The sequence below is a fragment of the Vibrio sp. JPW-9-11-11 genome, assembly GCF_013369335.1.
Lineage (GTDB): Bacteria > Pseudomonadota > Gammaproteobacteria > Enterobacterales > Vibrionaceae > Vibrio.
In genome coordinates this window covers 113,794-138,799 of sequence record NZ_SZQJ01000007.1, presented here as the reverse complement: position 1 = coordinate 138,799, position 25,006 = coordinate 113,794, and the positions used below count along the sequence as shown (strand labels likewise).

The window sequence follows — 25,006 nt, the reverse complement described above, 5'->3', positions numbered from 1 at the left end:
CTTGTCACTATGGCCACAGCACGCTGGCAAGGGATAGATAAAGTAGTGGTAGTAGGGCTCGGCATGACCGGGCTCTCTGTCGTTAAGCACATTGCTCAATTGCCCCACCGTATTCAGATACAAGTTATTGATACGCGTGCGGAGCCGCCAGGACGCGAACAATTACCTACAGATGTAGAGCTGCATAGCGGCAGTTGGCGTATGGATTGGCTGCTCAACGCTGATTTAGTGGTGGCCAACCCCGGTATTGCGTTGGCCACTGATCAGATTCAGCAAGTACTGCAAGCAGGGATTCCAGTCGTGGGTGATATTGAGCTCTTTGCCTGGCAAGTGGACAAGCCAGTGATCGCCATTACTGGTTCAAACGGCAAGAGTACGGTTACCGACTGGACTGGTCAGGTGGCCAAAGCGTCTGGAGTTAAGGTTGCGGTCGGCGGCAATATTGGCGTTCCAGCGCTCGACTTGCTGACTCAAGACGCAGACTTGTACGTGTTAGAACTATCGAGCTTTCAGCTAGAGACCACATCATCTTTGACGCCTGTGGCTGCGGCGTTTTTGAACTTGTCTGAAGATCATATGGATCGCTACCAAGGCATGGACGATTATCGCCAAGCTAAGCTACGCATTTTCAACCACGCTCAGGCGTGTATCGTTAACGCCGATGATAAGCAGACCTATCCACAGGGTGATAAAAAACTGGTTGAGTTTAGCTTAACCCAGCACTGTCAGTACCACTTAGCAAGTCAATCTGGAATTGAATACCTGTTCAAGGGTCAACAGCCGATTTGTGCTACCGAGGCGTTGTCTCTGGTTGGGCGACACAATGTGGCCAATGCTTTGGTTGTTGTCGCTTTACTGACTGAAGCGGGGATTGAGATAGACAAGGGCTTGTCGGCACTAAAATCTTACAACGGACTGACACATAGGTGTCAAGTTGTTGTAGATAATCAAGGTGTTAAATGGGTTAATGACTCCAAAGCGACCAACGTGGCCAGTACCATGGCAGCATTGGCTGGGCTCGAACTGGCGGGGAAGCTCTATCTGTTGGTTGGTGGTGTCGGTAAAGGAGCTGACTTTAGTCAACTCGGGCCAGTGCTCGCCCCTCTTGATGTCCAGTTGTGCTGTTTTGGTCAAGATGCTGAGCAGTTTATGACACTGCACCCTAGTGCAAGACGATTTGACACGATGCACGAAATCATTCAGTGGTTAGCTCCTAGAGTGCAATCGGGTGATATGGTGTTGCTTTCTCCTGCTTGTGCGAGTTTTGATCAGTTTGATCACTTCATGGCGCGTGGAGACGCGTTTACTCAGCTCGCTCAGACCTACGCCTGAAAGACATAAGGAACTATGCAGATTCGAAAGTTTTTCACCAGTATTAAAACCTGGATGGCCACGGCGTCTCCAGAGGTACTGTATGATCGTCAACTGGTGTGGATTTCGCTTGGCTTGATGCTAACGGGGCTGGTTATGGTAACGTCGGCGTCGTTTCCGATCAGCTCCCGTCTTACTGACCAGCCCTTTCACTTTATGTTCCGCCACGCCATTTTCTTAGTGTTGGCGATTTCGACGTCGGTGGTCATCCTACAAATTCCGCTCAAACGCTGGCTAGAGTACAGTACGTGGTTGCTCTTGTTGTCGATTTTACTGCTGATTGTTGTGTTGGTTGCCGGTAAGTCAGTCAATGGCGCGTCGCGTTGGATTCCCTTGGGTTTGTTCAATTTGCAACCCGCTGAGGTCGCCAAGTTGTCGCTGTTTATTTTCATGTCCGGTTATTTAGTGCGCAAGAGTGAAGAAGTCCGTTCAAGTTTCTTTGGCGGCTTCATTAAGCCGATTATTGTGTTTGCTACTTTAGCGAGCCTGCTGCTGCTTCAGCCTGACCTGGGTACCGTGATCGTGATGTTGGTGACGCTATTTGGCATGCTGTTCATTGCCGGTGCTAAGCTCACTCAGTTCCTAGCCTTAATGGTGGTGGGGCTGGTGGCTGTGGCGACCTTAATATACATCGAGCCCTATCGAATGCGTCGAGTCACGTCGTTCATGGACCCGTGGGAAGACCCTTTTGGCAGTGGCTATCAGCTAACTCAGTCACTAATGGCGTTTGGTCGTGGTGAATGGTTTGGCCAAGGTTTAGGCAATTCGATTCAAAAACTTGAGTATTTACCAGAGGCGCATACCGATTTTGTGTTCGCTGTACTTGCAGAAGAGCTTGGCTACATCGGTGTGATATTGGTACTGGTGTTGATATTCAGTATGGTGATCAAAGCGATTTTTATTGGCCGTAAAGCATTTGATAGTGGTCAGCTTTTTGGCGGGTACTTGGCGTTTGGGATTGGTATTTGGTTTGCGTTCCAGTCGCTCGTCAACGTCGGTGCCGCAGCAGGCATGGTGCCGACGAAAGGATTAACGTTACCGCTGATCAGTTACGGCGGCTCGAGTTTAATCGTTATGTCGGTTGCGGTGTCCATTTTACTCCGTATCGACCATGAGTGTCGCCTTACCCACACCACAGAAAAGAAGCAACAGATAGATGAAACAGAATAAACGATTGATGGTGATGGCCGGAGGAACTGGCGGTCACGTATTTCCTGGGCTTGCAGTCGCCAAGCAACTTCAGTCACAAGGGTGGGAAATCCGTTGGCTTGGCACCGCAGACCGAATGGAAGCCGATTTAGTGCCCAAGCACGGTATCGATATCGATTTTATCCAGGTTAAAGGTCTACGAGGTCAAGGTATTGGTCGATTGATTAAAGCACCATGGCAGATAATCAATGCGATCTTTCAAGCGAGATTGCATATAAAACGTTGGCAGCCTGATGCGGTGCTAGGGATGGGCGGCTATGTCAGTGGCCCGGGTGGTGTCGCTGCATGGACTTTGGGAATTCCGGTCGTGCTGCATGAGCAAAATGCGGTGGCTGGGCTAACCAATCAATGGCTATCAAAAATTGCTCGTAAAGTGTTTCAGGCTTTCCCCGGGGCTTTTCCAAATGCTCCAGTGGTTGGAAATCCGGTGCGTGAAGACGTGGTAGCGATTGAATCCCCTGCGAAACGAATGACGCAGCGCGATGGGGAGATACGAATTCTGGTCATGGGCGGCAGTCAAGGCGCGCAAATCCTAAACCGTACTCTACCTGAAGTTATGGGCCAACTTGGCGCGGGTTATCAAGTTCGCCACCAAGCAGGAAAAAATAACCAACAGCAAGTGGCAGATGCGTATTCGCAGCATCAAGTGGCCACTGCTGACACCGTCGAGTTTATCGATGATGTGGCAGAGGCTTATCAGTGGGCCGATTTATTGGTTTGCCGCTCAGGCGCATTGACGGTGTCAGAAGTCTCTGCGGCTGGCGTGGGGGCGATCTTTATTCCGTTTATGCACAAAGATAGACAGCAAGCGCTCAATGCTGATCATCTCGTTGCCTGTGGTGGCGCTAAGATGATCGAACAGGCCGATTTGACCGTGGAGACACTTACAGCAGAGATTCAAGCTCTAGACCGTAGCATGTTAATTGACATGGCGGAACGAGCGCGCTCGGCAGCGAAACTAGATGCAGACAAAGTCGTGGCTCAGGCGATTATTACTCTGACCCAGTAACGAGAAGATTTATGACAGTTCAACACAGACAAGATTTAGCTCAGATTCGAGCGATAGTACCTGAAATGCGCCGGGTAAAATGCATTCACTTCATTGGTATCGGCGGGGCAGGAATGAGTGGCATTGCCGAAGTGCTACTCAATGAAGGCTACCAGATTTCAGGGTCAGATATTGCAGAAAACCCCGTTACGCAACGCCTAACAGAGAAAGGCGCCAAGGTTTACATTGGTCATGCACCAGAAAACGTTGCCCAAGCGAGCGTTGTGGTGGTCTCTACTGCCATCAATGAGGAAAACCCAGAAGTCATCGCAGCCCGAGCGGCCCGCACGCCTGTGGTGCGCCGCGCAGAAATGTTGGCAGAACTGATGCGTTTTCGCCACGGTATTGCGGTTGCTGGTACTCATGGTAAAACCACCACCACAGCGCTGGTCACACAAATATACTCAGAAGCGGGTCTCGATCCTACCTTTGTGAATGGTGGTCTAGTTAAGAGCGCTGGAACCAATGCTCGTTTAGGTTCGAGCCGAATTTTGATTGCTGAAGCGGATGAGAGTGATGCCTCTTTCTTACACCTTCAGCCGATGGTAAGCATCGTCACTAACATCGAAGCGGACCACATGGACACTTATGGTGGTGACTTTGAAACGCTGAAACAGACGTTTATCGACTTTCTGCATAACTTGCCGTTTTATGGTCAGGCGATCGTTTGTGTTGATGACCCCGTTGTACGTGAGTTGATTCCAAATATCAGTCGCCAAGTGATTACTTATGGTTTTTCATCCGATGCCGATGTGCGAATTGACAACTACCGTCAGGAAGGGCAGCAAGGCAAGTTTACCGTTATTCGTCAGGGAAAAGCGGATCTTGATATCACGCTAAATATTCCTGGTCGTCATAATGCTCTTAACGCTTCGGCGGCGATTGCGGTGGCGACAGAGGATGACGTTGACGATGACGCTATCCTACGTGCGATGGCGGGCACGCAGGGAACGGGGCGTCGTTTTGACCATTTGGGCGAGTTTGATACGGGTAATGGCGTCGCAATGCTGGTCGATGATTATGGTCATCACCCAACCGAAGTTGACGTGACGATTCAAGCGGCGCGCAATGGTTGGCAAGAGAAACGTTTAGTCATGATCTTTCAACCTCACCGTTATAGCCGTACTCGCGATCTGTATGACGATTTTGCTAACGTCCTTGAGCAAGTTGATGTTCTGATCATGCTCGATGTCTATGCCGCGGGAGAAAAGCCCATTGCCGGAGCCGATGGACGCGCTTTGTGCCGCACGATTCGCTGTCGCGGTAAGCTTGACCCTATTTTTGTCCCTGACAGTCAAGCTCTACCTGCTGTGCTCGCCAATGTTTTACAAGATGGTGACTTAGTGCTTACTCAAGGTGCTGGCGATGTGGGTAAAGTGGCCAAACAGCTCGCTGCTTTTGAGTTAAATATCGATAAGATGGCAAAGGCGTAAGTTAAACAGCGATTTTTAACACTTTGCGTCACTTATTGCATTTTAAGTAGAGATTTATCACTTTCAGTGTTTGATACTTTGAGTGACGCCAGTATAATCCGAAGGTTAAAGTAAGTGCTTTTGCCTCTGTTTTTACGAGACGGAATAGGGATAATAAGCGAGCGAACAGCAAGGACTATGGACTTTGATTAAAAGTGCTTTTAATGAAAGCCGTCGCATGACCTCTGCACCACGAGTAAAAGAGCATCTCGCCGGAGGCGGCTTTTTACTGGTGGTTTTGTTGTTAATTGGCTCTCTCCTCTATTCAACAATCTCTTGGATGTGGGATGACCAGCGTCTCCCTCTCTCGAAAATCGTACTGCAAGGTGAGTTACATTATGTGTCTGCACTCGATGTCCAGCGAGCGTTCGCGCAACTGGGGCATGTGGGCACATTTATGTCACAAGATGTCAATGTGTTGCAGCAGGTTGCTGAGTCAATCCCGTGGGTTTCTCATGCATCGATTCGCAAGCAGTGGCCAGATACCGTTAAAGTGTTTTTAACGGAACACCAAGCCCAGGCGATATGGAATGGCAACGCACTACTTAACGACCAAGGTCAAATATTTGATGGTGACATTGGTAAACTCGAGCAAGAACGGGTCAAACTGTACGGTCCTATTGATACAAACCAAGAGGTGCTCGATGTTTGGCGCGATATCAGCCCCAAGTTTACTACGTTGAACTTGACCATTACCTCTTTGGTTTTAAACGACCGCCGAGCTTGGCAGATCATTCTCGATAATGGTATTCGTCTTGAACTAGGTAAAGAGTCGTTACAAGAGCGGATCGAAAGATTTGTCTCTCTTTATAAGAATTTGGGTAGTGACACTCAAAAAGTGAGCTACATCGACCTCAGGTATGATACGGGTGCCGCCATTGGTTGGTTCCCTGAACAAGAGTTAGAACAAGAGAATACAGATGACTAAGACCGCTGATGACAGCATTATTGTTGGTCTTGATATAGGCACTGCAACCGTATCGGCTCTCGTAGGTGAAGTATTGCCTGATGGTCAAATCAATATAATTGGCGCAGGCAGTAGCCCTTCCCGAGGGATGGATAAGGGCGGCGTGAATGACCTCGAGTCCGTCGTAAAGTCGGTGCAAAGAGCAGTCGACCAAGCTGAATTGATGGCTGAATGTGATATTACCAATGTGTTTATTTCACTTTCAGGTAAACATATCGCCAGCCGTATCGAAAAGGGGATGGGAACCATTTCAGATGAAGAGGTTTCTCAAGAGGACATGGATAGAGCGATTCATACCGCCAAATCGATCAAGATTGGCGATGAGCAACGCATTCTGCATGTTATCCCTCAAGAATTTACGATTGATTACCAAGAAGGGATTAAAAACCCGCTAGGTTTATCAGGAGTGCGCATGGAAGTGAGTGTGCACTTGATCTCTTGTCATAATGATATGGCAAGAAATATCATCAAAGCGGTAGAACGTTGTGGGCTGAAAGTTGAACATCTCGTTTACTCCGGTTTAGCGGCAAGTAACGCCGTCATTACTGAAGACGAACGTGAACTCGGTGTTTGTGTCGTTGATATTGGTGCTGGTACGATGGATGTCTCTATTTGGACCGGCGGCGCTCTGCGTCACACAGAAGTGTTTTCCTATGCGGGGAATGCGGTCACCAGCGATATCGCTTTTGCTTTTGGCACGCCAGTGAGCGACGCTGAAGAGATTAAAGTGAAGTATGGCTGCGCACTGAGTGAGTTAGTCAGTAAAGATGATACGGTTAACGTTCCAAGTGTTGGCGGACGCCCATCACGCAGTTTACAAAGACAAACTTTGTCTGAAGTGATTGAGCCTCGTTATACTGAGCTTATGGGACTGGTTAACCAAACTATCGATACCGTGCAAGAAAAACTGCGTGAAGAGGGGATTAAACACCATCTCGCCGCAGGTGTGGTGCTCACAGGTGGAGCGGCACAAATTGAAGGATTGGTAGAGTGTGCGGAGCGTGTATTCCGCAACCAAGTTAGAGTCGGCAAGCCATTAGAGGTAAGCGGCCTAACCGATTACGTCAAAGAGCCGTATCATTCTACGGCAGTTGGTTTACTTCATTATGCGAGGGATGCACAAATAAATGATGAGACTGAGTATAACGAGCCCGCTCGTAGCTCTGTGACCAGTTTGTTTGATCGCTTGCGTAATTGGATACAAAAAGAGTTTTAACCTGAGCAGCAGGAAAAACGGAGATAACACATGTTTGAACCGATGATGGAAATGTCTGACGATGCAGTAATTAAAGTCGTTGGGGTTGGTGGCGGTGGCGGTAACGCCGTTGAACACATGGTGCGTGAATCCATCGAAGGTGTTGAGTTCATTAGTATTAATACTGATGCGCAGGCACTTCGTAAAACCAGCGTGAATAGCGTTATTCAGATTGGTGGCGATATCACTAAAGGACTTGGTGCAGGTGCAAACCCTCAAGTTGGCCGTGACGCAGCTCTCGAAGATCGCGATCGCATTAAAGAAGAGCTGAGTGGTGCCGATATGGTATTTATCGCAGCTGGTATGGGTGGTGGTACTGGTACAGGTGCAGCCCCAGTGATTGCAGAAGTAGCAAGAGAACTGAACATCTTGACTGTTGCTGTAGTAACTAAACCATTTAGCTTTGAAGGTAAAAAGCGTTTAGCTTTTGCTGAGCAGGGTATTGAAGAGCTCTCAAAACACGTAGATTCGTTAATTACGATTCCAAACGAGAAGCTACTCAAAGTACTTGGTCGTGGTATTACACTACTCGAAGCCTTTGCGAGTGCGAACGATGTATTAAAGAATGCAGTACAAGGTATTGCTGAACTGATTACTCGTCCGGGCATGATCAACGTCGACTTTGCGGATGTCCGCACAGTGATGTCGGAAATGGGTCATGCCATGATGGGTAGCGGTGTTGCTAAAGGTGAAGATCGCGCTGAAGAAGCGGCAGAAATGGCTATTTCTAGTCCACTTCTAGAAGATATCGATCTTGCTGGTGCACGCGGTGTATTAGTCAACATCACCGCAGGTCTAGACATGCGTTTAGATGAGTTTGAAACTGTAGGTAATACGGTGAAAGCTTTTGCATCAGACAACGCTACCGTTGTTATCGGTACTTCATTAGACCCAGATATGGCTGATGAAATCCGCGTAACAGTGGTTGCCACCGGGATTGGCAATGAGAAGAAACCTGACATCACGCTAGTTGCGGGTGGCAAAGCGAAAGTCGCTCCTGTTGCCCAGCCACAAGCTCAACCACAATCGACCGCTGCTCAGCAGAGTGTCAATAAAGTGGAAGAAAAGCCGGCATCAACTTTGCAAGAGAAACCTCAGGTTACTCCTCAGCCAACGACAACACCGTCGAGCTCAGGTGCCGGCCAAAGTGCAGCACCTAAAGCCGATAAAGAGAGCGGTTATCTCGATATCCCTGCGTTCTTGCGTCGTCAAGCTGACTAAAATAGCTACAATTTGACACTGTTCAATTTTGTGGTAGCATGCACGGTCAATATCGCCTATTGACCGTGATATGTAGCACTTTTACTGAGGCAAAGCAGATGATCAGACAACGTACTCTGAAAGAAATAGTGAAAACAACTGGTGTGGGTCTCCACTCTGGTCGTAAAGTCACGCTGACTCTTCGCCCAGCCGCTGCTAACACAGGTATCATTTATCGTCGTACTGATGTCAATCCGCCAGTTGATTTTCCTGCGGATCCTGAGTCTGTTCGCGATACCATGCTGTGTACCGCACTGGTCAACGACGCGGGTGTGCGTATCTCTACTGTTGAGCACTTAAATGCCGCACTATCAGGCATGGGAATTGACAATATCGTTGTCGAAGTGGACGCTCCAGAAATTCCAATTATGGATGGCAGTGCGAGTCCGTTCGTTTTCCTACTGCAGCAAGCAGGTATCGAAGAACAAAACGCACCTAAACGTTTCATTCGCATCAAAAAACCTGTCCGTTTTGAAGACGGTGACAAATGGGCGGAGTTTGTGCCTTTTAACGGTTTCCGTATGGACTTTGAAATCGAGTTCAACCATCCGGCGATTGAATCTGACGAACAGCATTTGCGTTTTGACTTCTCTTCTCAGGGCTTCGTTAAAGAGATCTCTCGCGCACGCACCTTTGGTTTCATGCGCGATATTGAGTATCTTCAGTCGCAAAACTTATGTCTGGGTGGCAGCTTCGATTGTGCCATTGTCCTCGATGAGTACCGTATCCTCAACGAAGAAGGCCTGCGTTTCGACAATGAGTTTGTGACCCATAAGGCTTTAGATGCGATTGGTGACCTTTACATGTGTGGTCATCCTATTATCGGTGAGTTCCGTGCGTTCAAATCAGGACACGGCCTAAACAACCAACTACTACGCTCTGTTCTAGCAGATCAAGAAGCGTGGGAGTGGGTTACATTCGAAGAAGAAGAAACCTCGCCAGTGGCGTTTGCTGAACCTAATATGGTTGTTGCGTAAAACCAAATTAAACGATTGAAAAGCCAGACACTTGTCTGGCTTTTTTTGTTGCTATCGTTTGGCGAGTTTCGCCAAGCTTTCTAAACGTGCTTTGACTTTCGGTGATGCGCCAGTTGCGATCATCTCGAGATATTGCGCCGCGGTGGCCGAGATAGGGTCTCGCGGTTTAGCCGTTTGCTGCCGTTCTTGTTCTGCACGATAAAGTTCTGGGTTGATCTGTACCGAGACGGCAATCAAACGAGCGAAACCTTGCGCCCTTAACTGGCTAAGAATGTTGAGTCGTTCATAGTCGATCTTCATTTTGATCGAGGCACTGGCAACTTCAAGGATCAGTTGGTTGTCGCGAAGGTTTGCCGCGCGGCAATGTTGTTCCGTGCCTCTGGGAAGGATCGTGCGAAGTGCCTTGTTGATCATTAAGATCTCTTGAGCGTGTTGCTGGAGTTGTGACAATCTTGAATCGGCGATTATTTCATCGCCAAGCGTGGGGCGGTGATCTCTCATGACATGCCTCAATTTCAGTGAACCTTGCTATTTTAGTCAATGGTTTGCATCGAAGATAGAGCAAAGGTTGAATAAAGTTACCTCAGATAGCAGCCAAAAATTAAGAGTGGTTCAAACAAATCGTCATGTTATTGGTTGTTCGAGGGAAAATTTCATAAACTATGCGCCACTTATAGCAATACAAGCCTTGAAATCTATCATTCTCATCTCAATATCTGAGTAAAGTGATTTATCTCAGTATTCTTAGTTCAAAACTGTTAGAGACTGAAGGCATTAAAAGTAGATCGGGCCCGATCTGAATAAAGAGAGATTCATAGCAAATGATAACTAAGCTACTGACAAAGGTAATTGGCAGTCGCAATGACCGAACACTGCGCCGCCTGAGAAAAATTGTAAAAGAGATTAATAATTACGAACCTACGTTTGAAGCACTTTCCGATGAAGAGCTAAAAGCAAAAACTGTTGAATTCCGTCAGCGTTTAGAACAGGGTGAAACTCTAGATAAACTTCTACCAGAAGCCTTCGCGACTGTACGTGAAGCCTCTAAGCGCGTTTACGGCATGCGCCATTTCGACGTTCAGTTGATTGGTGGTATGGTGTTAAACGCAGGTCAGATCGCGGAGATGCGCACTGGTGAAGGTAAAACCTTGACCGCGACCTTGCCAGCATACCTCAATGCATTACAAGGTGCAGTGCATGTTGTCACTGTCAACGACTACTTAGCGAAGCGTGATGCAGAAACCAACCGCGTCCTGTTCGAATTTTTAGGCATGACGGTTGGTATCAACGTACCAAACATGCCGCCGCATGAAAAGAAAGCCGCCTACCAAGCAGACATCTTATACGGAACCAACAATGAGTTTGGCTTCGACTACTTGCGCGACAACATGGCGTTTCGCGCAGAAGACCGTGTCCAACGCGAGCGTTTCTTCGCTGTGGTCGACGAAGTGGACTCTATCCTGATTGACGAAGCCCGTACCCCATTGATTATCTCCGGTCCTGCAGAGGATAGCTCGGACCTCTATACGCGTATCAACACGCTCATTCCCCAGCTCAAACAGCAAGACAAAGAAGATTCAGAAGAGTACCGCGGCGATGGCCACTATACCGTTGATGAAAAGTCAAAACAGGTTTACCTGACCGAGACGGGACAAGAATTTGTCGAAGAGCTGATGATCAATAATGGCCTAATGGAAGAAGGCGATACCTTATACTCTCCTACTAACATTAGCCTTTTGCATCACGTCAATGCTGCACTGCGTGCGCACGTGTTGTTCGAGAAGAACGTCGACTACATCGTTAATGAAGATGGCGAAGTCGTGATCGTCGATGAACATACGGGTCGTACGATGCCTGGTCGTCGTTGGTCTGAAGGTTTACACCAAGCGGTAGAAGCCAAAGAAGGCGTTAAGATCCAGAATGAAAACCAGACGCTGGCGTCTATTACTTTCCAGAACTACTTCCGTCTGTATGAAAAGCTGTCAGGTATGACAGGTACTGCAGATACCGAAGCATTTGAGTTCCAGTCTATCTATGGTTTGGAAACCGTGGTTATCCCAACCAACAAACCTATGATTCGTGACGATATGCCGGATATGGTGTACCGAACCGAAGCGGAAAAGTTCAACGCGATTATTGAAGACATCAAACAGCGTGTGGCTAAAGGTCAACCGACGTTGGTGGGTACGGTTTCGATTGAGAAATCAGAACTGTTATCCAATGCACTCAAGAAAGCCAAAATTAAGCACAACGTTCTGAATGCTAAGTTCCATGAGCGTGAAGCTGAAATTGTTGCTCAGGCAGGTACGCCTGGTGCGGTGACCATCGCGACTAACATGGCTGGTCGCGGTACCGATATCGTATTGGGCGGCAGTTGGCAGGCACAGCTTGAAGCGCTGGATAACCCAACTCAAGCGCAGATCGATGAGATCAAGGCGCAGTGGAAGATTGTCCATGACCAAGTGCTAGAAGCGGGTGGTCTGCACATTATCGGTACTGAGCGACATGAATCGCGTCGTATCGATAACCAGTTACGTGGCCGTTCTGGTCGTCAGGGTGATGCAGGCTCTTCACGTTTTTATCTATCAATGGAAGACTCGCTATTGCGCATCTTCACCTCAGATCGCATGGCGAGCCTTATCCAAAGCGGTATGGATGAAGGTGAAGCGATCGAATCCAAGATGCTCTCTCGTTCAATTGAAAAAGCTCAACGTAAAGTGGAAGGTCGTAACTTCGATATCCGTAAACAGCTACTCGAGTACGATGACGTGGCTAACGATCAACGTAAAGTGGTTTACGAACTTCGTGATGAGCTTATGAGTGTGGAAGATATCAGCGAGATGATCGACCACAACCGTCATGATGTTTTGACCGCCGTTATTGACGAATATATCCCACCGCAATCATTAGAAGATATGTGGGATATTGAAGGGCTGCAAGAACGTCTGAAAAACGATTTTGATATCGACGCGCCAGTTAAACAATGGCTTGAAGAAGATGATAAGCTCTACGAAGAAGCACTACGCGAGAAGATCATCGATACCGCTGTGGCAGTATACAAACAGAAAGAAGAAGTGGTAGGTGCTCAAGTGCTACGTAATTTCGAGAAGTCTGTGATGCTGCAAACACTCGATACATTGTGGAAAGAGCACTTAGCCGCAATGGATCATCTTCGTCAAGGCATCCATCTGCGTGGCTATGCTCAGAAAAACCCAAAACAGGAGTACAAGCGAGAGTCGTTTGAACTGTTTGAAGGGTTATTAGAAGCGCTCAAGTCAGATGTGATTACGATTTTGTCTAAAGTACGAGTTCAGCAGCAAGAAGAAGTGGAGCGTATGGAAGAGCAACGTCGAGCGCAAGCGGAAGAAGCGGCGCGTCGGGCACAAGCTCAACATGCTAGTGCTGAAAACCAACTGGCCGATGGTGAAGAATCTTCAGAGGGGGCACATCAGCCGATGGTTCGTGAAGAGCGTAAAGTTGGCCGTAACGAACCTTGTCCTTGCGGTAGTGGTAAGAAGTACAAGCAGTGTCACGGTAAAATCGCATAAGGTTTGATGAATCGTTGCTGTAACACATAACTGCTGTGTTGATGGTGCTCACTTACTGGCGTAAGCTCTGTGCCATCGCCTAGCATTGATAGCGTTACAGCTTAGTTTCATGCAAAACTTATAACACTAATTAAGAGTCGCTTAGGCGGCTCTTTTTGTATCTAATGGTTATCTAAACATAAGTCAGCCACTATGCAGGGCATGGCAAGAGAAAGTAAATAGGAAATCCGATGAAAAGAGTCCATATTGTTGCGGCTATTATCTTTAACCAAGATAAATCCCAAGTGTTTATTACTAAACGTCCCGATGACAAACACAAAGGCGGCTTTTGGGAGTTTCCTGGGGGGAAAGTAGAGCAAGGTGAAACGATCGAACAAGCGATGGTTCGTGAGTTAGAAGAAGAAATTGGTATCACCACTACTGAGCAACGTCTGTTTGAACACTTAGAATTTGATTACTCAGACAAAGCCTTAAAATTTGACTTTATGACCGTCACTCAGTTTGAAGGACAGCCCTTTGGCAAAGAAGGTCAACAAGGTGAGTGGGTTGCCGTCGCGGCACTGAGTGATTACGTATTTCCAGAAGCCAATGTTGCGATTGTCGAGCGAGTGATAAAAGAGTTTGCTTAACGTCTAGTAACCCTAGGTGAATGTTGATAGTTTATTGGAACAATTTGGAATGGCTGCGATAGCGCAGGGACAAAAATGGAGAAAGATGCAATGGTAAGAATTGCAATTGCAGGTGCGGCAGGTCGAATGGGCCGTAACTTGGTTAAAGCAACGTATAATAATGAACACGCTCGAGTGGCCGCAGGCTCAGAACGCCCAGAATCGTCCTTGGTCGGAGTAGACCTAGGTGAGTTGTGTGGTGAAGGCCGATTTGATGTGGTTGTTACCGATGATCTTGCCAAAGAGATCGAGCAGTTTGATGTCATTATTGACTTTACCGCCCCTGTAAGCACTCTTGCCAATCTTGAGCTATGTCGTCAACACGGAAAAGCGATTGTGATTGGTACCACAGGGTTCTCTGATCAAGAACGTGTACAGATTGAAGTGATTGCTCAAGAGATCCCTGTTGTGATGGCGCCAAACTATTCTGTCGGCGTCAATTTAGTATTTAAGCTGTTAGAAAAAGCAGCGCAAGTTATGGGTGACTATTGTGACATTGAGGTTGTAGAAGCACACCACAGATTCAAAGTTGATGCACCTTCTGGAACGGCAATTGGTATGGGTGAAGCCATCGCAGGAGCGATGGGCAATAAACTTAGTGATGTCGCTGTGTATGCCCGTGAAGGGATCACAGGTGAGCGTACTAAAGATGAGATAGGTTTTGCCACCATTCGCGCAGGTGACATTATTGGTGAACACACCGCCATGTTTGCCGATATTGGTGAACGAGTAGAGATCACACATAAGGCGACCGATAGAATGACGTTTGCCAATGGTGCGGTGAAGGCAGCGGTTTGGCTAAATGGAGAGACGGCTGGCTTTTACACCATGACTGACGTACTTGGTCTTAACGATTTATAGCCATAGTGAGATTCCTCAACACCGAAATTAAGCTGAAAAAAGCTGGTATTTAAATAATTATGCGCTGGGCTTGCCCGGCGTTTTTTATAAATCCGCTATTTTATAGGATGGTATTCTTTTATTTGCACCGCCAATAGACGCATGGATGATTGCTTTTTTATGGGGTTATGGTGTAAATTTTGCTCGAAGCCATCAAAAAACAAGCTTAACATCTTAAGTGCAACGATTGCGCAAATGGGTTGACAAAAAGTGTGATCTGGAGTTAGCTATTTATCGTTGAATTTTAAAAGTAGCCAGCTAAACGCTGGTTACACTAAGGTAAAGTTACTCTTTTGGCTGTTTAGGGGCATTTTTAACCTTAAGCTCTTTAAATAGTAAATTTATTTTTCATGCTCTGTTGACACAAGTCAAAGGCATCATTAGAATACCGCCAATTTGTCTGAAATACCTAATTTCGCGTTTTTATTGCGTTAAGGAAGGCAAGTTTGCAGTTAAATTTATTATTTTTGCATTTTTATTCTGGAGGTTGTCTTGAGTAAATCAGCACTGTTAGTCCTAGAAGATGGGACAGTGTTCCACGGTGTTTCCATTGGAGCAGATGGGTCATCCGTTGGTGAAGTCGTTTTCAATACCTCGATGACGGGGTACCAAGAAATCCTCACTGATCCTTCCTATTCCCAACAGATCGTTACCCTTACTTATCCCCACATTGGCAATACCGGTACCAATACCGAAGACGAAGAATCCTCTTCAATCCACGCACAAGGCCTTGTGATTCGCGACCTTCCTCTTATCGCTTCTAACTTCCGCAGTGAACAATCTCTTTCTGATTACCTCAAATCGCAAAATATCGTCGGCATCGCAGATATCGATACGCGCAAGCTAACTCGTATCTTGCGCGAAAAAGGTGCACAGAACGGTTGTATCGTTGCAGGTAACAACTTAGATGAGACTTTAGCTCTGGCTAAAGCGAAAGAGTTCCCTGGCCTAAAAGGTATGGACCTGGCGAAAGAAGTGACAACAAAAGAAGCGTATCAATGGAAACAAGGCTCGTGGACGCTTACAGGTGGACTTCCTGAAGCGCAAGACGACAGCGAGTTGCCCTACCACGTCGTTGCCTACGACTTCGGCGCGAAACGCAACATCCTGCGCATGCTTGTTGACCGAGGCTGCCGCTTAACGGTAGTACCTGCGCAAACCAGTGCAGAAGAAGTATTGGCGCTTAACCCAGATGGTGTATTCCTATCGAACGGCCCAGGCGACCCAGAACCATGTACTTACGCCATTGAAGCAACAAAAGTATTCCTAGAAAAAGGCCTGCCAATCTTTGGTATCTGTTTAGGGCATCAAATCCTAGCTCTAGCGTCTGGCGCGCAAACAGTGAAGATGAAGTTTGGTCACCACGGTGCAAACCACCCGGTTAAAGACTTGGATCGCAATGTTGTCATGATTACTTCTCAGAACCACGGTTTTGCTGCTGATGAAGCGACACTGCCTGAGAACCTACGTGCCACACACGTATCACTATTTGATGGCTCTCTACAAGGTATCCACCGCACAGATAAGCCAGCATTTAGCTTCCAAGGTCACCCAGAGGCGAGCCCTGGTCCACACGATGCGGCACCGCTATTTGACCACTTTATCGAACTAATCAAACAGTCTATTTCAGACATGCAAGACATCGCTTAATTCGGAGTAGTAGAGAATGCCAAAACGTACTGACTTAAAAAGTATTCTAATTCTAGGTGCCGGCCCGATTGTTATCGGTCAGGCATGTGAGTTTGACTACTCTGGTGCTCAAGCATGTAAAGCACTGCGTGAAGAGGGTTACCGAGTTATTCTTGTGAACTCAAACCCAGCAACCATCATGACTGACCCAGACATGGCGGATGCCACTTACATCGAACCGATTCAATGGGAAGTGGTTCGTAAGATCATTGAAAAAGAGCGTCCGGATGCGGTACTACCAACCATGGGTGGTCAGACAGCGCTTAACTGTGCACTAGATCTTGAGAAGCACGGCGTGCTTGCAGAGTTCGGCGTAGAAATGATTGGTGCAACCGCTGACGCTATCGATAAAGCAGAAGACCGTTCTCGTTTTGATAAAGCGATGAAGTCTATCGGCCTTGAATGTCCTCGTGCTGATACCGCGAAGAGCATGGAAGAAGCCTACAAAGTTCTCGATATGGTTGGCTTCCCATGTATCATCCGTCCGTCATTCACTATGGGTGGTACTGGTGGTGGTATCGCTTATAACAAAGAAGAGTTCGAAGAGATCTGTCGCCGTGGTCTGGATCTATCTCCAACCAACGAACTTCTGATCGATGAATCACTCATCGGCTGGAAAGAGTATGAGATGGAAGTGGTTCGTGACAAAGCGGACAACTGTATCATCGTCTGTTCTATCGAAAACTTTGACCCAATGGGCATCCATACCGGTGACTCAATCACGGTTGCACCAGCACAAACGCTAACAGACAAAGAGTACCAACTGATGCGTAACGCATCGCTAGCGGTACTGCGCGAAATCGGTGTTGAGACCGGTGGTTCAAACGTACAGTTTGGTATTAACCCGAAAGATGGCCGTATGGTTATCATCGAGATGAACCCACGTGTATCACGCTCTTCGGCTTTAGCCTCGAAAGCGACAGGTTTCCCAATCGCTAAGATTGCCGCGAAACTGGCCGTTGGCTTCACTCTTGATGAGCTACAGAACGACATCACAGGTGGTGCAACTCCAGCATCATTTGAACCAACCATCGACTACGTCGTAACCAAGATTCCTCGCTTTAACTTCGAGAAATTTGCTGGCGCTAACGACCGTCTAACGACTCAGATGAAGTCAGTTGGTGAGGTGATGGCTATCGGTCGTAACCAACAAGAATCTCTTCAAAAAGCACTTCGCGGCCTAGAAGTTGGTGTGAATGGTTTTGATGAAATGGTAGATCTGGATGCGCCAGACGCACTAACAACCATTCGTCATGAGCTAAAAGAAGCGGGTGCTGAGCGTATTTGGTACATCGCAGATGCGTTCCGCGCGGGTATGTCTGTGGAAGGCGTATTCAACCTAACGGCCATTGACCGTTGGTTCCTAGTTCAGATTGAAGAGCTGGTTAATCTAGAAAACGAAGTGAAAGCAGGTGGTTTCGCCGGTCTCACTCAAGACGTTTTGCGCAAAATGAAACGTAAAGGCTTCTCTGATGCTCGCTTATCGACAATCTTGGGTGTGTCTGAAAGTGAAATTCGTCGAATGCGCGACCAGTTCGATATCCACCCCGTTTACAAACGCGTCGATACTTGTGCAGCTGAGTTTTCCTCTGATACCGCTTACATGTACTCATCTTACGATGAAGAGTGTGAAGCGCAGCCAACCGATAAAGACAAAATCATGGTTCTTGGCGGTGGTCCTAACCGTATCGGTCAAGGTATTGAATTCGACTACTGTTGTGTCCACGCTTCACTCGCCCTACGTGAAGATGGCTTTGAGACCATCATGGTGAACTGTAACCCAGAGACAGTTTCTACCGACTACGACACGTCAGACCGTCTTTACTTTGAGCCAGTCACGCTTGAAGACGTACTTTCAATCGTACGTGTTGAAAAGCCAAAAGGCGTTATCGTTCAATACGGTGGTCAAACGCCACTGAAACTGGCTCGCGCACTAGAAGCGGCAGGTGTGCCAATTATCGGTACTAGCCCAGATGCGATTGACCGTGCAGAAGACCGTGAACGTTTCCAAGTTGCTGTTGAACGTCTAGGTCTTCTACAGCCAGAGAACGCAACGGTAACCACGCTTGAACAAGCGGTTGAGAAATCGAAAGAAATTGGCTTCCCGTTGGTGGTACGTCCTTCTTACGTTTTGGGTGGTCGTGCGATGGAAATCGTCTACGACGAGCAAGACCTACGTCGCTACTTCAACGAAGCAGTCAGTGTATCGAATGAGTCTCCAGTTCTTCTAGATAGCTTCCTCGATGATGCGGTAGAAGTAGACATCGATGCGATTTGTGACGGTGAGCGCGTAGTCATTGGCGGTATCATGGAGCACATCGAGCAAGCGGGTGTTCACTCAGGTGACTCAGCATGTTCTCTACCGGCTTACACGCTAAGCCAAGAGATCCAAGATGTGATGCGTGAGCAAGTAGAGAAGCTCGCTTTTGAATTGGGTGTTCGCGGCCTGATGAACACTCAGTTCGCGGTAAAAGATAGCAAGGTCTATCTCATTGAAGTAAACCCGCGTGCTGCTCGTACCGTCCCATTCGTCTCTAAAGCAACGGGCGCACCACTAGCGAAAATCGCTGCACGTGTGATGGCGGGTCAATCGCTAGAATCGCAAGGCTTTACTAAAGAGATCATCCCACCTTACTACTCAGTGAAAGAAGTGGTGTTGCCATTTAACAAGTTCCCTGGTGTTGACCCACTGTTAGGCCCAGAGATGCGCTCGACGGGTGAAGTGATGGGTGTGGGTGCAACGTTCGCAGAAGCTTATGCGAAAGCGGAATTAGGTTGTGGTGCCGTTTATCCTGAAGGTGGTCGTGCACTCCTGTCTGTTCGTGAAGGCGATAAGCAGCGTGTTGTAGACCTAGCGTCTAAGCTGACTAAGCTTGGTTACCAACTGGATGCAACGCACGGTACGGCGGTGATTCTCGGTGAAGCAGGTATTAATCCACGTCTAGTGAACAAGGTACATGAAGGTCGTCCACACATTCTTGACCGTATCAAAAACAACGAGTACACCTACATCGTAAACACGGCAGCTGGTCGTCAAGCGATTGAGGATTCAAAAGTACTACGTCGTGGTGCGCTGGCTGAGAAAGTGAACTACACAACCACCTTGAACGCTGCATTTGCGGTATGTATGGCTCACACTGCTGACGCGAAAACGTCGGTCACGTCCGTTCAAGAGCTGCACGCGAAAGTGGCAGAGAACGAAGCGTAATAACAATCAGTAGGCTCGCAACGGAGCCTATATGACAACCTCATTGCCCGCTCTTTTGAGCGGGCTTTTTTGTCTCTTTATTGATAAAAAATAGGAATGAGTTAAAGTCTAATCTTTCTCTAAAAGAATTATTAACTTAGTGATATTTTGAGTGACAGATATAGGTAACTAATTGATAGATAATGGAACTCACACTTGAAATATTGACGATTCTTTTCTTTGTCGCCACCGCTGCAGGCTTTATTGATGCGATGGCTGGTGGCGGCGGATTGTTAACGCTACCTGCGCTTTTAGCCGTGGGCGTGCCGCCAACACAGGCGCTTGCAACCAATAAGCTACAAAGTTCATTTGGTAGCTTTTCAGCCAGTTGGTATTTCGTTCGTAACGGTATCGTCAGTATTAAACAGATGCGTCTTGCCATTGTCTGTACTTTTGTTGGTTCAGCGGTTGGTGCCGAGGCCGTACAGTATATCGATGCGGGTGTGCTGACGAGCCTGATCCCAATGTTACTGATCGCTATTTCGCTCTACTTTCTGCTGATGTCTAAAACCAAGCAACACTCAGGTGAAGCGAAGATCTCAGAAGCCATTTTTGCGTTCAGTGTTGGCGGCGGTGTGGGCTTTTATGACGGCTTTTTTGGCCCCGGGACAGGCTCTATCTTCACCGTCTGTTTTGTCGCCTTAGGTCATTTCTCTCTGGTTGATGCAACCGCTCGTACTAAGGTGCTGAACTTCACTTCTAATATCGCCGCACTGCTGTTTTTTGTGCTTGCTGGTTTACCTGTTTGGGAGCTGGGCTTAGTGATGGCGGTAGGTGGATTTCTTGGCGCTCAACTGGGCGCTAAGGTAGTGGTAACGAAAGGGCAAAAATGGATTCGCCCTTTGGTGATCACTATGTCTATGTTAATGGCACTGAAGCTGCTTTGGGAACAGCATCAGCGATGGTTGTTATCACTGATTTGATTCTGGGGTTTTGATAAGAAGATGCTCGACAGCAAATATGGATGGGTCGGTATAGAGGCGTGATCTGTTCAAAGTGCGAGCAGTGAACAGGTTCGATCTTCATCGCCTTGATAACGGAAATTGGCACCAATGCGGGCGCTATCCCTTCAATCGCTAGCTGAGCGGCCGCTGAGTAGGAGTCCATTTCCATGACGGGAGTGATCTTTAGTCTGGCCAAGATCTCAAGCTGGTAGCTATTGGCAGGGTTATTGAGATCATTGGTGATGATCGTGTTTGGTAGCGCTTCAAGCTTGTGGGCAAACACAATATAAAATGGTTCATCCAGTAGGTGGAATTGCATCAAGTGATTCTGTTTGGGCATGTGACCAGCACAAACACCGATATGCGCCTTACCTGATTGGACATTTTCCACGATTCTTGGCGTGTGGTTGGTGGTCAGTGTTAAGTACGGATCTTGCTGGAAATAGCGGCCGATAATCGCAGAGAGGTACCCTGCAACTAAGGTTTCAGAGCAGTCCAATCGCAACAGGCTTTGATCGGCCATCGTTTGCTGTTCATTAATCAACCCCTGAAGCTCATTGAAAGCTGGGCCAATGCTGTCAATTAGATTGATTGCATCCTGAGTGAGCTGAACATTTCGACCAGCTGGCACAATTAACTTCTTGCCAAGTTTATTCTCTAGATTAGCGATTCGTTTGCTAACCGTTGATTGGCTTATATAGAGTAAGCTGCCCGTTCGGCTCATCGTCTTGGCTTTACTTAGAACCAGTAAGGTTTCGATGCCTTCCAATAGCATGTTATCGACTCGGTCTTGGGGGGAGTGAGATTAATGTACCTTACTCGCGATAACATAGGGTAGAGCTAAAACAAAAAAGGCGCTCAGTGAGCGCCTTTTTCAAATAACTAACTGAGAATTATAGAGACTCAGTGAAAGTACGAGCGATTACGTCGCGCTGCTGCTCAGTTGTTAGCGAGTTGAAACGAACTGCGTAGCCAGAAACGCGGATAGTTAGCTGAGGGTACTTCTCTGGGTTTGCAACCGCATCTTCTAGAGTTTCGCGCTTAAGAACGTTAACGTTAAGGTGTTGACCACCTTCGATGCGAGGAGCAGTCTCGATAGCGACTTCACGGCTTTCGTACTCGCCTAGTTCGTTGATCGCTACAACTTGGTCTGTTGCAAAACCTGCAGTCGCTGCAACACAACGTGCTTCGTTCTTCTCGCTATCTAGTAGCCAGATTGAGTTAAGTAGATCGTCGTTTGCTGCTTTTGTGATTTGAATACCTTGGATCATTACTGTCTCCTAGTCCACTTAGTGGTTAATTGGTGTTAACTTTCGAATTTTGTTGAGCTACGTATTATATAGCGAATAACCTCTATAATAGTATTGATTTATGTCAATTAACAACCAAAAACACTATTTTTGTGATGGTTATTTTGTTGTTCTAAATCAATAAATCATTTAAAAACAACGTTATTAAATATTTTTGAATAAATAAAAAATATTTAATAGTTATATTTGTTGTAAATTTACTACAAAATTAGCTAGGAAATTGAACTTGGTCTACTAAGTGCCTGTAAGTTGGTGGCCATTCTGAAAGTGTAAAGTGATTAAATGACAATGATAAAAAATAACGATGGAAGTAAGTTTATTGGTGCGCATGTATCCGCTGCGGGCGGCGTTGATCAAGCGCCATTGAGAGCGCGTGAGATCGGTGCTAATGCCTTTGCACTATTCACTAAAAATCAACGTCAGTGGGCCGCTAAACCTCTCGAAGAGAAAACGATCTCGGCATTTAAGGCTAACTGCAAAATGCTTGGCTTTACCCCAGAACAGATTCTGCCCCATGACTCCTATCTAATTAACTTAGGAGCGCCTGAAGAGGAGAAGCTCGAAAAATCGCGTGCAGCGTTTATTGATGAAATGGAGCGGTGCCATCAGCTCGGCTTAACCCTGCTCAATTTTCATCCTGGGAGTCATTTAAAGAAGATCTCTGAAAAAGAGTGTCTGGCAAAAATCGCTGAGTCTATTAATCTGGCGCATCAGGCGGTTCCTGAAGTGATTGCAGTAATAGAGAACACCGCAGGGCAAGGTACTAACTTAGGTTGGCGCTTTGAACACCTGGCCGAAATCATTGAACAGGTCGAAGATAAATCGCGAGTGGGTGTGTGTATCGACACTTGCCACACTTTTGCCGCTGGCTACGATCTGGGTAATTTTGCCGCATGTGATGCCACCTTTGCTGAGTTCGATCGTATCGTTGGCATGCGCTATTTGAAGGCAATGCACATTAATGATTCAAAGATCGCATTAGGCGGCAAAGTGGATAGACATCATTCGTTAGGTCAAGGGGAGATAGGCTGGGACTGTTTTGAGTATATTGCTAAAGATGCCAGATTCGATGGTATCCCATTGATTCTTGAAACAATAAACCCTGACGTTTGGCCGCAAGAGATCGCACAGTTGAGGGAGTTTTATCGTCAGGCGGCGAGTGAAATAGCATAAGGAGAAAAACTGGCACTAATTTTTCATAGAATAGTTTGTGTTCAATATTATGAGGGTGCCATTATGCCTTTCTCTTATTCTTATGCTTCCGTTCGTCCGGTGCGTTTTCCTACACCAAACCGTCACATTTCTGGACAAGGCCACCACCGCACGCCACAGAAGCACTAATCTTCTCTTTGTTCCTTCTACTTATTTTGCGACAATCAAGCCGCATTTATATAGGTAGAAGGAATCGTGATGCAATCTCAACTGACTTGGCACGATGTGATTGACGCTGAAAAGCAGCAAGAGTATTTCCAGCAAACACTGACATTCGTCGAAGCTGAACGGGCTGCCGGTAAAGTGGTTTTTCCACCCGCCAAAGAGGTGTTCAATGCGTTTGAAACGACAGAATTTGCTGACGTTAAGGTTGTGATTCTCGGGCAAGACCCTTACCACGGACCCGGCCAAGCTCACGGCTTGTGCTTTTCAGTTCTGCCTGGCGTTAAAACGCCCCCTTCGTTGGTCAACATATATAAAGAGTTAGCGCAAGATATCCCCGGATTTGAAATCCCTCAGCATGGGTATTTGCAGAGTTGGGCAGAGCAGGGCGTACTGTTGCTCAATACGGTTTTAACCGTGGAACAAGGCAAAGCTCACTCGCACGCGAAAACTGGCTGGGAAACTTTTACTGATAAGGTTATAGAAGCGATCAACCAGCAGCTAAGTGGGGTCGTGTTCCTCTTATGGGGCGCGCACGCGCAGAAAAAGGGGCGCTTTATTGATAGAAGCAAACACCATGTATTAACCGGGCCTCACCCTTCACCGCTTTCGGCGCATCGCGGCTTTTTTGGTTGCGGTCATTTTTCAAAGACCAATCAGTATTTGCTCGAACAACAGAAAACACCGATTGAATGGCGATTGCCGATAACGGTGTAATTGTCAGTAAAGAAGTTTGTCGGTTTTTCGAACAATATCAAAGCGCAGCATGCCGTTCTCTTATACACTGATAAAAAATGGGTGTTAAGGAGAAGCACTATGATGATTGAACGGATCCACCGAGAGCACGGTTATATGGTGCGGTTACTCGCTTTACTGCGACATAAACTCAACTTATTGAAAAGTGAGCGTCCGGTAAATTATGGGGTATTGCGTGAGCTGGTCGATTATTTAGCAAATCATGCAGAAAAGGTACACCACCCAAAAGAAGATATCCTTTACCGGTACTACCTTGAGCACTATGGTCATAATCATGAAATCGACAATCTTGAGTTAGAACATAAGACATTATCAGAGCAGACCCATGCCTTTTTAGATATTGTCGACATGGTTCTACAAGATGCGGTCATTCCTCAAGACATGTTTATCGAACAGCTGCAGTCTTTTCTTGACGCTCAGAAGAAGCACCTTGAAACAGAAGAGCGAAACATCTTCCCGCATTTGATTGAAAAGTTTACCGTTAAAGATTGGCAGGCGGTCGAAGAGCAGTGGAGTGTTTGTGAAGATGATCCTGTGTTTGGTAGCACCATTGCAGAGCAGTACCAACAACTTGCGCAGCGAGTGCATCAAACCGAGCACGAGTGCAACTAATATACAAAAGACAACAAAAAAGAGGCATCGCTGCCTCTTTTTTTAATACTCTACTTTATCTAAGTCATTAAAGCCGATGTCCATATCCATCAGCTCTTTTTGTAACCGCTGACGGTCTTTTATTGCCTCTATTTCACGCCATTTACGCTTGACGGGTTTTGAGCGATTTCCTCTTCCTTTAGGAAAGTCCTGTTCAAAAATTTCTTCAAAGTTTAAGCCTTCCATAAGCTACCTCTTTATGATTTTTATACCTCTTACAAGGCATTTTTTTAATACCATAGGTAGAAGAAAAGTAACCTTGATTCGTTTCTCATTTGTTACGTTTCAATGAAGTTTTTACGCAGAGTGTGCGTAAGGTTCACAAATATCAGATTCAAGACTGGTGCTAATTTGTCCGTT

21 protein-coding genes are annotated in these 25,006 nt (G+C 46.9%); 17 read left to right on the top strand and 4 right to left on the bottom strand.

Translation table 11 applies throughout. The annotated features are described in order from the left end of the window. Positions 1–9 precede the first annotated feature (9 nt). The 8 genes from murD (at position 10) to lpxC (ending at position 9,559) form a co-directional block, all read left to right on the top strand. Positions 10–1,332: a UDP-N-acetylmuramoyl-L-alanine--D-glutamate ligase gene (gene murD, locus FCU94_RS10875; protein ID WP_176288568.1), complete on the top strand. Its 1,323-nt coding sequence runs from the start codon at positions 10–12 to the stop codon at positions 1,330–1,332. Between the two features lie 15 nt (positions 1,333–1,347). Continuing rightward, complete coding sequence (ftsW, locus tag FCU94_RS10870) at positions 1,348–2,541, top strand: cell division protein FtsW (RefSeq protein WP_176288567.1); 1,194 nt, start codon at positions 1,348–1,350, stop codon at positions 2,539–2,541. Beyond that, positions 2,528–3,589 carry an undecaprenyldiphospho-muramoylpentapeptide beta-N-acetylglucosaminyltransferase gene (murG, locus tag FCU94_RS10865; RefSeq protein ID WP_176288566.1) on the top strand — a complete coding sequence of 354 codons (1,062 nt, stop codon included), beginning with the start codon at positions 2,528–2,530 and terminating at the stop codon, positions 3,587–3,589. The genes ftsW and murG overlap by 14 nt, the downstream gene beginning before the upstream one ends. Positions 3,590–3,600: 11 nt before the next feature. Then, complete coding sequence (gene murC / locus FCU94_RS10860; protein WP_176288565.1) at positions 3,601–5,061, top strand: UDP-N-acetylmuramate--L-alanine ligase; 1,461 nt, start codon at positions 3,601–3,603, stop codon at positions 5,059–5,061. Positions 5,062–5,245: 184 nt separating this feature from the next. After that, entirely contained in the window at positions 5,246–6,028 is a 783-nt protein-coding gene (locus FCU94_RS10855; RefSeq protein ID WP_176288564.1) for a cell division protein FtsQ/DivIB, read from the top strand. After that, positions 6,021–7,283 carry a cell division protein FtsA gene (ftsA, locus tag FCU94_RS10850; protein WP_176288563.1) on the top strand — a complete coding sequence of 421 codons (1,263 nt, stop codon included), beginning with the start codon at positions 6,021–6,023 and terminating at the stop codon, positions 7,281–7,283. The genes FCU94_RS10855 and ftsA overlap by 8 nt, the downstream gene beginning before the upstream one ends. A 30-nt stretch (positions 7,284–7,313) precedes the next feature. Beyond that, a complete protein-coding gene (ftsZ, locus tag FCU94_RS10845) occupies positions 7,314–8,543 on the top strand; it encodes a cell division protein FtsZ (protein WP_176288562.1) in 1,230 nt (409 codons plus the stop codon). 98 nt (positions 8,544–8,641) lie between these two features. Continuing rightward, a complete protein-coding gene (gene lpxC / locus FCU94_RS10840; RefSeq protein WP_176288561.1) occupies positions 8,642–9,559 on the top strand; it encodes a UDP-3-O-acyl-N-acetylglucosamine deacetylase in 918 nt (305 codons plus the stop codon). A 51-nt stretch (positions 9,560–9,610) separates the two neighbouring features. Here the strand turns inward: lpxC and FCU94_RS10835 are convergent, their stop codons facing one another. Next, a complete protein-coding gene (locus FCU94_RS10835; protein ID WP_176288560.1) occupies positions 9,611–10,060 on the bottom strand; it encodes a DUF721 domain-containing protein in 450 nt (149 codons plus the stop codon). A gap of 320 nt (positions 10,061–10,380) precedes the next feature. Here FCU94_RS10835 and secA point away from each other — a divergent pair, with 320 nt between their 5' ends. The 6 genes from secA to FCU94_RS10805 all read left to right on the top strand — a co-directional run bounded on the left by secA (position 10,381) and on the right by FCU94_RS10805 (position 20,534). Next, on the top strand, positions 10,381–13,107 hold the full coding sequence (gene secA / locus FCU94_RS10830; protein WP_176288559.1) for a preprotein translocase subunit SecA: 2,727 nt from the start codon (positions 10,381–10,383) through the stop codon (positions 13,105–13,107). Positions 13,108–13,337: 230 nt separating this feature from the next. Then, positions 13,338–13,736, top strand: coding sequence for an 8-oxo-dGTP diphosphatase MutT (gene mutT, locus FCU94_RS10825; protein WP_176288558.1), 399 nt, complete (start codon positions 13,338–13,340; stop codon positions 13,734–13,736). A 75-nt stretch (positions 13,737–13,811) separates the two neighbouring features. Further along, a complete protein-coding gene (gene dapB, locus FCU94_RS10820; RefSeq protein WP_176288557.1) occupies positions 13,812–14,636 on the top strand; it encodes a 4-hydroxy-tetrahydrodipicolinate reductase in 825 nt (274 codons plus the stop codon). Between the two features lie 531 nt (positions 14,637–15,167). After that, on the top strand, positions 15,168–16,325 hold the full coding sequence (gene carA, locus FCU94_RS10815; protein ID WP_176288556.1) for a glutamine-hydrolyzing carbamoyl-phosphate synthase small subunit: 1,158 nt from the start codon (positions 15,168–15,170) through the stop codon (positions 16,323–16,325). 16 nt (positions 16,326–16,341) lie between these two features. After that, complete coding sequence (gene carB, locus FCU94_RS10810) at positions 16,342–19,572, top strand: carbamoyl-phosphate synthase large subunit (RefSeq protein ID WP_176288555.1); 3,231 nt, start codon at positions 16,342–16,344, stop codon at positions 19,570–19,572. A 182-nt stretch (positions 19,573–19,754) separates the two neighbouring features. After that, positions 19,755–20,534, top strand: a complete 780-nt coding sequence (locus tag FCU94_RS10805) for a TSUP family transporter (protein ID WP_176288554.1) — start codon at positions 19,755–19,757, stop codon at positions 20,532–20,534. On the opposite strand, the gene FCU94_RS10800 is transcribed toward FCU94_RS10805, so the two are convergent. Both FCU94_RS10800 and grcA read right to left on the bottom strand, forming a co-directional pair. Further along, positions 20,470–21,330, bottom strand: a complete 861-nt coding sequence (locus FCU94_RS10800; RefSeq protein ID WP_176288553.1) for a LysR family transcriptional regulator — start codon at positions 21,328–21,330, stop codon at positions 20,470–20,472. The two genes, FCU94_RS10805 and FCU94_RS10800, sit on opposite strands and share 65 nt — an antisense overlap. A gap of 118 nt (positions 21,331–21,448) precedes the next feature. Further along, positions 21,449–21,826 (bottom strand): autonomous glycyl radical cofactor GrcA, encoded by a 378-nt coding sequence (gene grcA / locus FCU94_RS10795; RefSeq protein WP_176288552.1) that lies wholly within the window; start codon positions 21,824–21,826, stop codon positions 21,449–21,451. A gap of 321 nt (positions 21,827–22,147) precedes the next feature. On the opposite strand from grcA, the gene nfo reads away from it, so the two are divergent. From nfo to FCU94_RS10780, 3 genes are all read left to right on the top strand, one after another. Then, positions 22,148–23,038, top strand: coding sequence for a deoxyribonuclease IV (gene nfo, locus FCU94_RS10790; protein ID WP_176288551.1), 891 nt, complete (start codon positions 22,148–22,150; stop codon positions 23,036–23,038). A gap of 237 nt (positions 23,039–23,275) precedes the next feature. Next, a complete protein-coding gene (gene ung / locus FCU94_RS10785) occupies positions 23,276–23,956 on the top strand; it encodes a uracil-DNA glycosylase (protein ID WP_176288550.1) in 681 nt (226 codons plus the stop codon). 99 nt (positions 23,957–24,055) lie between these two features. Continuing rightward, a complete protein-coding gene (locus FCU94_RS10780) occupies positions 24,056–24,607 on the top strand; it encodes a hemerythrin domain-containing protein (protein WP_176288549.1) in 552 nt (183 codons plus the stop codon). Between the two features lie 42 nt (positions 24,608–24,649). On the opposite strand, the gene FCU94_RS10775 is transcribed toward FCU94_RS10780, so the two are convergent. Then, complete coding sequence (locus FCU94_RS10775) at positions 24,650–24,832, bottom strand: DUF3545 family protein (RefSeq protein ID WP_176288548.1); 183 nt, start codon at positions 24,830–24,832, stop codon at positions 24,650–24,652. Positions 24,833–25,006 lie beyond the last annotated feature (174 nt).